General features: G+C 69.4%; 9 protein-coding genes and 1 pseudogene. 7 read left to right on the top strand and 3 right to left on the bottom strand.

The features are described 5' to 3' along the window. Positions 1-120: 120 nt before the first annotated feature. A pseudogene (locus tag HFP15_RS41740) lies at positions 121-336 on the top strand (DapH/DapD/GlmU-related protein); the annotation flags it as partial. A 145-nt stretch (positions 337-481) separates the two neighbouring features. Continuing rightward, positions 482-952, top strand: coding sequence for a hypothetical protein (locus tag HFP15_RS41735; RefSeq protein WP_168524091.1), 471 nt, complete (start codon positions 482-484; stop codon positions 950-952). Between the two features lie 251 nt (positions 953-1203). On the opposite strand, the gene HFP15_RS43295 is transcribed toward HFP15_RS41735, so the two are convergent. Next, positions 1204-2535: a DJ-1/PfpI family protein gene (locus HFP15_RS43295; RefSeq protein WP_246272566.1), complete on the bottom strand. Its 1332-nt coding sequence runs from the start codon at positions 2533-2535 to the stop codon at positions 1204-1206. A gap of 90 nt (positions 2536-2625) precedes the next feature. On the opposite strand from HFP15_RS43295, the gene HFP15_RS41720 reads away from it, so the two are divergent. From HFP15_RS41720 to HFP15_RS41710, 3 genes are all read left to right on the top strand, one after another. Further along, entirely contained in the window at positions 2626-3585 is a 960-nt protein-coding gene (locus HFP15_RS41720; RefSeq protein ID WP_168524088.1) for a GlxA family transcriptional regulator, read from the top strand. Between the two features lie 83 nt (positions 3586-3668). Then, positions 3669-4139 carry a carboxymuconolactone decarboxylase family protein gene (locus HFP15_RS41715; RefSeq protein WP_168524086.1) on the top strand — a complete coding sequence of 157 codons (471 nt, stop codon included), beginning with the start codon at positions 3669-3671 and terminating at the stop codon, positions 4137-4139. Between the two features lie 59 nt (positions 4140-4198). Further along, positions 4199-4723, top strand: a complete 525-nt coding sequence (locus tag HFP15_RS41710) for an NUDIX hydrolase (RefSeq protein WP_168524084.1) — start codon at positions 4199-4201, stop codon at positions 4721-4723. Here the strand turns inward: HFP15_RS41710 and HFP15_RS41705 are convergent, their stop codons facing one another. Together HFP15_RS41705 and HFP15_RS41700 are read right to left on the bottom strand one after the other, a co-directional pair. Next, positions 4724-5569, bottom strand: a complete 846-nt coding sequence (locus tag HFP15_RS41705; protein ID WP_168524082.1) for a helix-turn-helix transcriptional regulator — start codon at positions 5567-5569, stop codon at positions 4724-4726. Positions 5570-5640: 71 nt separating this feature from the next. Further along, positions 5641-6084, bottom strand: a complete 444-nt coding sequence (locus tag HFP15_RS41700) for a MarR family winged helix-turn-helix transcriptional regulator (RefSeq protein ID WP_312872010.1) — start codon at positions 6082-6084, stop codon at positions 5641-5643. Between the two features lie 40 nt (positions 6085-6124). Between HFP15_RS41700 and HFP15_RS41695 the strand changes: the two genes are divergently transcribed. Then, positions 6125-7147 carry an SDR family oxidoreductase gene (locus tag HFP15_RS41695; RefSeq protein ID WP_168524080.1) on the top strand — a complete coding sequence of 341 codons (1023 nt, stop codon included), beginning with the start codon at positions 6125-6127 and terminating at the stop codon, positions 7145-7147. Beyond that, entirely contained in the window at positions 7144-10284 is a 3141-nt protein-coding gene (locus HFP15_RS41690) for an FAD-binding and (Fe-S)-binding domain-containing protein (RefSeq protein WP_168524078.1), read from the top strand. Before HFP15_RS41695 ends, HFP15_RS41690 begins: the two co-directional genes overlap by 4 nt. Positions 10285-10366: the final 82 nt, after the last annotated feature.

The following is a 10366-nucleotide window of genomic DNA, read 5'->3' as shown; positions in this document are numbered from 1 at the left end:
GGAAACGCTGGACGATGCGGTGGAAACCCGCGCTGAACGCGTTCGAGATCGCCTTCGACGGCCGTCTGGCCGCCGGACGCAAGTAGTTCCCCTTCAACCCGAGTTACACCGCTCGTTTGACAGACCCACCAGCGCCGCCGCGAGCGCTGGGAGCGCGCGGAGCCGATCGCCGTCGGGAACAACGTGTGGTTCGGCGGCGGCGTGATCGTCTGTGCCGGCGTGACCGTGGGCGACAACACCGTGGTCGGCGCGGGCAGCGTCGTCACCCGTGACCTGCCGCCAGGCGTGCTGGCGGCCGGGAATCCGGCCCGGGTGGTGCGTGAGCTGGGGCGGTGAGCAAACGATGTAAGCACATGCATGACCACGCGCTCGGTGTTGTTCCAGCTTCAGCGACTGTTCGTGGGCTAACGTTGTACAACAGCGTGTAGACAGAGCGGTTGTCCTCGTCAGAAGGCTGTAAACAGCCTGGATGGAGGGGCTTGTGCCCAAGTACGACGCAGGCGCGGTGTCGACATCCGCCATCGAGACCCTGCTGTCGGACTTGGGCCATGCGAAGGCGCTCGGACAGCTCACCTGGTCGCGGCTGAGGCCGCAAACGCGACAGGCTGTTATCGATGTCCGGACCGAGGTCATGGACTGTGAGACGGGGATGCTCCGCATGTATGTGGCCGACGCCAGGCCAGATCGGATTCACGTCCAGTACTTGATCAACCGGGTACCGGTGCGGCGCCTCGACACCAACGAGACCCATCGGGGCTTCCCGCCCGACATGACGCACAAGCACACCTACGTACCCAATGGTGCCGAAAGCGCCTATATACCGGATGACATACCCGCAGTACCGTTAGGTCCAACCGTCGCTCCCGGTACATACCGAGCAGTTTTCGAAGCATTCGCTTCCGAGTGCTTCATCGAGTTGCCAGAGGGATACTGGACGGAGCCAGGGAGGTGAGGGAGATGGATGGAGCCAAGATCAGCACGTCAGTACTGTCACTGGTCAATGACCAGTTGGATGTGAAGCCGTACGGTCACGGTCATCTCATCACGCTTCCGTTAGCGTTCTACGACGACGACCAAATCACGTTGTTCGCTGAGCCGTTCGAGGGCGGCGTCCGTGTGACCGACCAGGGCACCACGGCAATGCGTCTGCACATGGCTGACGTTGATCTGCAGAACGCCCGCGTCGCCGACTCCTGGAACCGCTCAGTCGCGGCCCTTGGAGTGAAGTCTCTGGCTGCGGAGGAAGGCATCGTTGGAGCTTGGGGCACGGTCGACGAGATCGGTCGGCTCGTGCTGATGGTTGCTGAGGCCGCGCTCCGAGTCGACCAATTGCGATGGCTTGCAACTGACCGCCGCCCCGTCCAATTCCGCGATCGTGTTGTGAGTCAGCTGAATGCGATTGCACGGGCCAATGAACAGGTCACTCCCAATGCGCCCTTGCCGCAGACGTCGGGCCGGACTCGGCAGGTGACGGCCGCTGTCGGGCTCGACCACGAACGACGCGTGTACGTACAGGCGATGGGGGCGAGTAACCGAGAACAAGCTGCCGAACATTGCTACTACGTCTTCAGTCATACGAAGGTGCCGCGGGATCGGGTACTTGCGGTGGCGGCAGGCACGCGGGACGCTTGGTCGTCCGCGTTGCTCGACGAACTCGGCCAGGTTACGGATGTCGCGTTCTTCGATGAACGGGACGACTTGCGATCGCAGCTTCAAGGCCGGCTGCGGCGCTTGGAGGGTGTGGGTTGACGCCCGCATCGACTGCACGCCCATAGGGCGCCTCTTCGGAACCGCAGCATCTAAGTGTTCGCACTGTCGCGCACTCGGAAACGGGGCGGTGAGCACGCTCAAAGCCTGCCCAGCATCCTCCCGCGCAGGGAGTCGTGGTCCGCCAGGCCCTCCGACACCACGGGCCCGCGCGAATCCGGTGAAGAACTCGCGTGGGGCGCTGCGCCAGTCCAGCGGGCCGGCCGGGGGTGCGGGGTCGTACTCGATGCCGTACTGGATCATGCGCGACATCTCCGCCCCGGCGAGGCGGGTCACCAGGTGCAGCGCCATGTCGATGCCCGCGGACACCCCGGCGGCGGTCACCACCGGACCGTCCTCGACCCAGCGCCGCGACACCGGGATCGCGCCGAATTCCTCAAGCGTGTCAAGGAAAGCCCAGTGTGTGGTGGCCTCCCGGCCCTTCAGCAGGCCGGCCGCGGCCACGATCAGCGCGCCCGTGCACACCGAGCCCAGCATCGCCGGGAAAACCGCGCGCAGGTAACCGAGCAGCTTTTCGTCCGTCATCGCGCGCATCGTCGGGGCGTTGCCGCCGGGCACGATCAGCACGTGCGGGTCGGGCACCTCCTCGAAGGTGTGGCTCGCGCTCAGCGACACCGCGGTCTCGGTCTCCATCGGCCCGGTCCGCTCCGCCACGACGACCGTTTCGTAGTCCGGCGACACCGTCGACAACACCGTCATGACCTCCAGCGGCCCGACGAGATCGAGCGGGGTGATGCCCGGATACAGCACGAAGGCAATGGTTTTCATGGCTGTCAGCGTGTCCGGGCCGCCGCGGACGCGGAGCGCCGATGTCCGAAAACCTGCGAACCAAGTCAGACGGCCAGTAGGGTTGGCGCCATGAGCCGGTCCGTCGTCATCGTCGCGTTCCCGGACGCGGAACTGCTCGACATCGCCTGTCCCTCGGACGTGCTGGACGTGGCCAACCGGCACGGCGCGCGGCCGCGGTACGACATCCGGCTGGCCAGTCTCGACGGCAAGCCGATCCGGTGCCAGTCCGGGCTCACCCTCGCCGCGCAGCTACGCCTGGACCGGCTTCGTGAGCCGCTCGACACGCTCATCGTCGCGGGCGGCACCGGTCACGAGGACGCCGCGCGCGACCCTCGGTTCATCACGCACGTCCGCCGGGTCGCCGGCCTGAGCAGGCGCGTCGCGTCGGTGTGCACCGGCGCGACCGTGCTCGCCGCGGCGGGCCTGCTCAACAACCGCCGCGCGACCACGCACTGGCGCTACGCCGGCCGGCTCGCGCGGGCCTATCCCGAGGTGACGGTCGACCCGTCGCCGCTGTATGTCCGCGACGGTCATGTCTACACCGGAGCTGGTGTCACAAGTGGTCTGGACCTCACGCTCGCGCTGGTCGAGGAGGACCACGGTCCGAGCCTGGCACGCGAGGTCGCCCGCTCGCTGGTCACCTATCTGCAGCGGCCGGGAAACCAGGCGCAGGTCAGCATGTTCCTGGCAGCGCCGCCGCCGGAGAACCGCGTCATCGCGGACCTGGCGGCACACATCGCTGGCAGGCTCGACGAGGACCTGAGCACACCGGCACTCGCCGGCCGCGCCGGGCTCAGCGTGCGCCAGCTGACCCGCCTGTTCAGCGAACATCTTGGCCGCACGCCGGGAAAACACGTGCGCGCGGTGCGCACCGAGGCGGCCTCGCAACTGCTGGCCACCACGGATCTGCCGCTCTCGGCCGTCGCCCGCCGGTGCGGCTTCGGGTCGACCGAGACGTTGCGGCAGGCGTTTCTGGAGCACTACGGCACACCGCCCTCGGCGTACCGCCGCGTGCACCGGAAGACGTGACCGGCGTCACCTCGATTGCCTGTCAGGTTTTTCCGGGCCATCTCGTCATGTCGGTGAAAGCAACGATCCGGCAAGGAGATGTCATGGAAGCCCGCTTCAATTTCTACGAGAACGAGGTCTCGGGCAAGTTCGCCAAGCGGCTGGCGAGCGCCGGGGCGGCCGGTGACGACGTGCTGCCGAAGACCACACGGGAGCTGGTGAACCTGCGCGCGAGCCAGATCAACGGCTGCGCCTACTGCACCGACATGCACAGCAAGGACGCCGCGCACAACGGCGAAACCGCGGTGCGGCTCAACCTGGTCGCGGTGTGGCGTGAGGCGACCGTGTTCACCGAGGCCGAGCGCGCCGCGCTCGCGCTGGCCGAAGAGGGCACGCGGCTGGCCGACGCGCACCAGGGTGTGAGCGACGAGACCTGGGCGCAGGTGCAGAAGCACTACGACGACCACCAGATCGGCGCGCTGGTCGCGCAGATCGCGGGAATCAACGCGTGGAACCGGCTCAACGTCATCAGCCGCAACCCGGCGGGTGACTACGTACCCGGACAGTGGGGCTGACACACGAGAACGGGGGCGCCGCCGTGGCGCCCCCGTCGTCGTGTGGTTGTCTTTCCGTCATGCCTGGGGAAGATCATCGCGCCGCCGTCGCCCCGGATCACGGCGGTCCGAGACTGCGCCACGCCGTCCGGGCGATCCTGCTCGACGAGGCCGATCGCGTCCTGCTCTGCCGGTTCGCCTACCCGGACGAGACGATCTGGGCCGCTCCGGGAGGCGGCGTCGAACCGGGGGAGACACCGATCGCGGCGCTGCGGCGGGAACTGCGCGAGGAGGTGGGACTCGCCCTCGACGAGGCACCTCCGCACGTGTGGCACCAGAAATTCGTCGCCCCCGGTTTTGCGGGCGGCTACGACGGTTCGGTCAACGACTACTACTTCCTGCGCGTCTCGTCGTTCACCCCGCGCGGTGCGCTGTCCGATGTGGAACTCGCGGCCGAGGGGGTCAGCGGCTTCCGGTGGTGGCCGCACTCCGAGGTCGTGTCCTACCGCGGCCCGGACCTGTTCTCACCGCGCGATCTCGCCGGATGCCTGACCGCGCTGCTGACCGAGGGGGTTCCCGCCCAACCCATCCCGATGGGGTTGTAGCTACTCGACGAGCGTCTGCGTGCCGAGAATGACGGCCAGCGCGAGCCGTTCGGCGTCCTCGGTGCCGGGCTCGGCGGTGTAGACCATGATGCGCACGTCGTCGCCGGCCACGATCAGGGTGTCGCAGTCGAGCGAGATACGGCCTACCGCGGGATGATCGATGGTCTTGTGTTTCCCCGTCTCCCTCGGCAGTGCGGTGCCGCCGGATTCCCAGAGCTCCACGAAACGCGGGCTCGCCGCGGACAGTTCGCGCACGAGCCGCTTCAGCGACAGGTCGGCCGGGTAGCGCGTCGCGGTCAGCCGCAGATCGGCGACCAGTTGCGCCTCGAACTCGGCCCTCTCTTCCGGGCTGTGCACGGTGCGGGTGCCGGGGCCGGCGAGGTTGCGCCATACGGCGTTGCGCTCGATGCCGCGCCAGGTCGAGGTATCGCCCATGAGCGCGTCGTAGGGCGCGTTGGCGACGAGCAGCGTCCAGGTGGCGTCGTAGACCACGACCGGTGTGTTCGCCAGGCGATCGAGCAGGCGCTGCACGCTCGCGGTGATGCGCGAGGGAACGACGTCGCGCCCGGGTGTGGCGTGCCCGGCCAGCCGGTACAGCAGGTCGCGTTCCTCATCGGATACTCGCAGGGCACGCGCCAGCGACTCCACGATCTGTGCCGACGGCGAGGTGGCCCGCCCCTGTTCGAGCCGGGTCAGGTAGTCGGCCGAGATACCGGCCAGCCCGGCGAGTTCCTCGCGGCGCAACCCGCTCGCCCGACGGCGCCCGCCCGGCCGCAGACCGACGGTTTCGGGCGCCACGCGATCACGCAGGCGGCGGACCAGCCTGCCGAACTCCCACGACTCCATACCTCGAGTGTGCGTGATCGCGCGGCCGTTGTCCTGGCCCTGACAGTCCTACGAGTCCCGGCTTCGGGCGCTCAGTCCTTCCCGTCGGCGGCGTCGGTGAACAGCGCGAACGCGGCGACGACCGCCGCGCGGGAGTCCGGATCGAGCCGGTCGAGGATGCCTGCAAGCACCCTGCGCCGGTCGCGGTTGACCTGCTCCGCCAGCTGACGGCCCTTCGCGGTGGGCGCGAGCAGGGTCTCGCGTCTGTTCGACGGGTTCCTCGCCCGTGACAGCAGCCCGAGTGTCACTAGCCGGTCGCACGCGCGGGTGACCGAAGACGGGTTCATCCCCAGGTCGGCGGCGACCCGCGTGCCGGTGACGGGCGTGTGCTCGACGACCACGCGCAGTGCCCGGAACTGGGTCAGGGTCAGGCTCCCGGTGGCGCGCTCCAGCGTCGCGTCTCCGATCGAGATCATCGCGCGTAGTGCCGCCAGCGCCGTGCCCACCTCCTCCTCCGTCACCGATGTTTGCGTCACGCAAACGAGGGTAAGCCACGCGGCAGGAGGGAGCGAACTGATGGCTGATCGCAAGGAGCGGCGCGTCGTGGTGGTCACCGGGGCCACCGCCGGTGTCGGGCGCGCCACGGCACGGGAGTTCGCGGCACACGGTGACCGCGTGGCACTGCTGGCGCGCGGCGACGAAGGACTGCGCGCCGCGGCGGCCGAGGTGGAGGCCGCCGGGGCGCAGGCCCTTCCCATACCGGTGGACATGGCCGACGAGGCCGCGGTCGAGGAGGCCGCGGACCGGGTCGAGGCCGAGCTCGGTCCGATCGCGGTCTGGGTCAACGACGCGTTCACCTCGGTGTTCGCCCCGTTCACCGAGATCGGGGCGGCGGAGTTCCGCCGGGTGACCGAGGTGGCCTACCTCGGCTTCGTCAACGGGACGCGAGCGGCGCTGGCCCGGATGCGGCCCCGCGACGACGGGGTGATCGTGCAGGTCGGCTCCGCGCTGGCCTACCGCGGCATCCCGCTGCAGTCGGCCTACTGCGGCGCCAAACACGCGATCCAGGGCTTCACCGAATCGCTGCGGTGCGAACTGCTGCACGACAAATCGGGTGTCCGGGTGACGATGGTGCAGCTGCCGGGACTGAACACGCCCCAGTTCCGCTGGGTGCTCTCGCGGCTGCCCAAACGCGCCCGGCCGGTCCCGCCGATCTACCAGCCCGAGGTGGCCGCCAGAGCGGTGCATTTCGCGGCCGACCACCCGCGTCGCCGCGAGTACTGGGTCGGCGGGTCGACCGCCGCGACGCTGCTGGCCAACGCCGTCGCACCGGGACTGCTCGACCGGTACCTGGCCAAGACGGGTTTCTCCGGACAGCAGACCGAGCGGCCCCGGGATCCGCGTCAGCCCGCGAACCTGTGGCGGCCCGCCGACGGGTCCGACGGCGTGGACCACGGCGCGCACGGCGCCTTCGACAAGACCGCGAAACCACACAGCGCGCAGGCCTGGATGTCGCGGCATCACACCCTGCTCGGCGCCGCCGCGGCGGCCGGCGCCGCCGGGATGGCCACGTGGTGGAAGCAGAGGAGGCCACGGTGAGCACGACCGAACTGCCGGACCCCGTCGTCGGATACGCCGAGGAGGCCGTGGCCGATCCGAAAGCGCTTGCGGTCGACCTGCGTGACCGGGTCGACGGCGAGGTGCGGTTCGACGCCGGCAGCCGCGCGGCGTACTCGACCGACGGCTCGAACTTCCGCCAGGTACCGATCGGAGTGGTGGTACCCCGCACCCCGGAGGCGGCCGTCGAGGCGATCGCGGTGGCCCGTGAGCACGGCGCGCCGGTCCTGTCTCGCGGCGGCGGAACCAGCCTCGCCGGGCAGTGCACCAACACCGCCGTCGTGATCGACTGGTCGAAATACTGCGACCGGCTGGAGTCGGTGGACGCCGAGGCCCGGACGTGCGTGGTGCAGCCCGGCATCGTGCTCGACGACCTCAACCGCCGGCTGGCGCCCCACGGCCTGCGCTACGGGCCGGAACCGGCGACCCATCCCAACTGCACGCTCGGGGGCATGATCGGCAACAACTCGTGCGGCGCGACCGCGCAGCGCACGGGCAAGGTCGTGGACAACATCGCCGCGCTCGAAGTGCTGTGCTACGACGGAACCCGGTTCTGGTGCGGGCCGACGAGCGACGAGGACTACGCGGCCATCGAACGCCGCGGCGATCCGCGGGCCGCGGTCTACCGCGGGCTGCGCCGGTTGCGCCACACCTACGCCGACGAGATCCGGGCCCGCTTCCCGGACATCCCGCGCCGGGTCTCCGGCTACAACCTCGACTCGCTGCTGCCCGAACACGGGTTCGACGTCGCGGGACTGCTGGTGGGCAGCGAGTCCACTTTGGTCACCGTGCTACGCGCCGAGCTGAAACTGGTGCCCGTGGTGCGCGAGCGCACCCTGGTCGTGCTGGGCTACCCGTCGGTGCAGCGGGCCGGGGACGCGGTGCCCGCGATCCTGCCGCACGAGCCGATCGCGCTGGAAGGCCTCGACCACAAGCTGATCCGGGACGAACAGCTCAAGAACCTCAACCCGCGGGCGCTGCGCGAGCTGCCGGAGGGACAGGCGTTCCTGATGGTCCAGTTCGGCGGTGACACCACCGACGAGGCCGACGGGCGCGCGCAGCGGCTGCTGGATGCCTTGCGCGACACCGGACACGATCCGAACGTGGCCGTGCTCGACGATCCCGGGCACGAGAAGGAACTGTGGCAGGTTCGCGAGGCGGGCCTCGGCGCCACGGCGCACGTGCCGCACCGCGCGGACACGTTCGAAGGCTGGGAGGACTCCGCCGTGCCGCCCGAACGGCTGGGCGACTACCTGCGGCGGCTGCAGAAACTGTACGAGGAGTTCGGTTACGCCAGCGATACCGGGCCCGCGCTGTACGGCCACTTCGGACAGGGCTGCGTGCACACCCGGATCCCCTTCGACCTCTATACCGCCCAAGGCGTCGCGACCTACCGCAGGTTCCTCGAGGCCGCGGCCGATCTGGTGGTGGAGTTCGGCGGATCGCTGTCCGGTGAACACGGCGACGGGCAGACCCGGGGCGAGCTGCTGCCGCGGATGTTCGGCCCGGAGATCACCCGCGCGTTCGGCCAGCTCAAGGCGATCTTCGATCCGGGCAACCGGATGAACCCCGGCAAGGTCATCGCCCCGGCCCCGCTGGACGCGCATCTGCGCCTCGGCGGGGACTGGTCGCCGGCCGCCCCGCAGGACTTGTTCTTCCGCTATCCGCACGACGGCGGATCGTTCGCGCAGGCGGCGAACCGGTGCGTGGGCGTGGGCCGTTGTCGTCAGCACGTCACCGAGGCCGGCCAGGTGATGTGCCCGTCCTACCAGGTGACCAGGGAGGAGGAGCACTCCACGCGCGGCCGGGCCCGGCTCCTGTTCGAGATGCTCAACGGCCACGGAGACAGCCCTGTCTCGGACGGGTGGCGTTCGGAGGATGTGCGCGAAGCGCTCGATTTGTGCCTGGCGTGCAAGGGATGCAAGACCGACTGTCCGGCCAATGTCGACATGGCTACCTACAAGGCGGAATTCCTCGCGCATCACTACGAGGGCAGGCAGTGGCGGCGGCCGCGTGCGCATCTCGCGCTGGGCTGGCTGCCCGTGGCCGCACAGCTCGTCGGCCGGACGAAGCTCGGCCGCGTCGTCAACGCGGTGACGCACACGCCGCCGCTGTCCCGGCTCGCCACGTTCGCGGCCGGAGTGGAAAACCGGGAAGTTCCTTTGTTCGCGGGGGAAACGCTGCAACAGTGGTTCGCCCGGCGCGGTCCGCGCGGCGAGGGCACCCGCGGAACGGTGCTGCTGTGGCCGGACACCTTCACCAACCACTTCCATCCGCACATCGGCATGGCCGCGGTCGAGGTCGCCGAGGCCGCGGGCTGGCGCGTCACGATGCCTGCCGAGCCGGTGTGCTGCGGGCTGACCTGGATCTCGACCGGACAGCTCGCGACGGCGAAACGAGTGCTGACCCGCGCGGTGAAAACGCTCGCCCCGCATCTGCGTGACGGCGGGCTCGTGCTCGCACTGGAACCGTCGTGCACGGCGGTGTTCCGGGCCGACGGGCCGGAACTGTTCCCCGAGGACCGCGACGTGCGCCGACTGGGCGAGCAGACGGTCACGCTCGCCGAACTGCTCACCACGCATTCACCGGGTTACCGGCCGCCCGCGTTCACCGAGCCGGTGCGGGCGGTGTCCCAGGTGCACTGTCACCAGCACGCCGTGATGGGCTGGGACGCCGACCGCGAACTGCTGCACCGCGCCGGGGTCGACGCCGAGCGGCTGGACTCCGGATGTTGTGGTCTCGCCGGGAATTTCGGCTTCGAGCCGGGACATGGCGAGGTGAGCGAGGCGTGCGCGGAGCGGGTGCTGCTGCCCGAGCTCCGGCGGCTCGACGACGGCACGGCCGTGCTCGCCGACGGATTCAGCTGCCGCACCCAGATCCACGAACTCGACAGCGGCGGGCATGAAGGCATGCACCTCGCCGAACTGCTCGCCGCGGCCCACCACGACGAACAGCCAGAAAACGCGCCACGCCCGCCGAAGCCCGGCATCGCGGCGAAGGCCGGGGTACTCGCGGTCTTCGGCGCGGCGGTCGCGGCGTCGGCACGGTTGCTCTTCGCGCGAAAGGACACACGACATGTCCGAGACGGTTGCGGATTTCCTGTTGGGGCGGTTGCGTGAGTGGGGTGTGGGGCAGGTTTTTGCGTATCCGGGTGATGGGATCAATGGGATTGTGACGGCGTTTGGCCGGGCGGGGAATGAG

Source organism: Amycolatopsis acididurans, assembly GCF_012328925.1.
GTDB classification, from domain to species: domain Bacteria; phylum Actinomycetota; class Actinomycetes; order Mycobacteriales; family Pseudonocardiaceae; genus Amycolatopsis_E; species Amycolatopsis_E acididurans.
This window is presented reverse-complemented; position numbering and strand designations above follow the sequence as displayed.